The sequence below is a fragment of the Bacillus sp. S71 genome, assembly GCF_016625265.1.
In the GTDB taxonomy this organism is placed as follows: Bacteria; Bacillota; Bacilli; order Bacillales; family Bacillaceae_G; genus Bacillus_A; species Bacillus_A cereus.
This window is the reverse complement of record NZ_JACVUW010000037.1, coordinates 1-1,071: the sequence shown is the minus strand read 5'-3', so window position 1 is coordinate 1,071 and position 1,071 is coordinate 1. Positions and strand designations below refer to the sequence as shown.

Sequence of the window (1,071 nt, the reverse complement as noted above, 5' to 3'; positions counted from 1 at the left end):
TCGCCTAGTAAAATGTCATCTCACCTAAGCTCGTACTTCGTTTTATATTCTCTCATTGCACACAGTACTCCATGATGGTACAACCATCATGGAGTACGTACTTTCTAACAGCCTATTCTTTTTCTTTTCACTGTAAATATACTTTATTCGCACTAATCTATATATTCTGCCGTACCAATGAAATCCAACTTGTAGGTAGTCTTATCTACGAAGTTAACAATTTTACCTTCTTTATTATAATCATAATTATAAATTAAAATGATGGTATTGTATTTAGACTTTAACTTAATGTTATTGTACTGTTGTATTAATTGATTATCATATGAAAAATCCACTAACAGCTTTTCTATGTCATCTTCAGCATCAGGAATCCAATCTTTTTCAACTAAGTCCCTATCATAATAACCTAATTTAAAATCTTTCTCAAAAATAGAGGGAATACTATCTCCATCTTCATTATATTTTATTTCAGTGTACGTTTCGAGTTCATCAAAATCACTAAAGCATCCTAACCATAAAGAAACATCGTTTTTCATTTTTTACCTCCTCAAACCTTCTGGTAAATCCATAATGCCATTTTTCATTCTATTTTCAGCCCATTCATTAAGCCCTTTAACAAAACTTTCATAGTCAGAAGCAGAATCAATAATCTTTAACATTTCATTATGTGCTTTTGTCGAGCCTCTTCTTCCATGACGACCAGGTGGATTTACAAATTCAACATCTTTAGTCAGAGACCTCATTTCTTTAATATCATCCATACTAATTCCCCACTGCTTAAATTTAGGAGTTCTCGCTACAAGATGCCACTCATGGTATCCTCCTGGGCGTCTAATCCTATCTTCTATTTTACTTCTCAACTGAGGATTATTCCACATTTCCTCAAATTCTTTTGCTGATAGATTATCAAACCATTTATTAAACTCATTGTTTCTTTCTGATGGAATTTTCACATCACTTAAATGCTTACTATTCCCACTAGTACTCTTACTACCTTCACCCGTACCCTTAACACCCTTTTCTCCAACACTTTTCATATACTGATAAGCATCTTTCAGAGAATGCTGTCCC

Annotated in this window: 1 protein-coding gene and 1 pseudogene; both read right to left on the bottom strand. The window is 33.1% G+C overall.

Annotated elements, in window-relative coordinates:
* Nucleotides 1-152 precede the first annotated feature (152 nt).
* Nucleotides 153-536 (bottom strand): immunity 22 family protein, encoded by a 384-nt coding sequence (locus IBT51_RS26900; protein WP_012094444.1) that lies wholly within the window; start codon nucleotides 534-536, stop codon nucleotides 153-155.
* 3 nt (nucleotides 537-539) lie between these two features.
* Nucleotides 540-1,071: pseudogene (locus IBT51_RS26895) on the bottom strand (hypothetical protein); the annotation flags it as partial.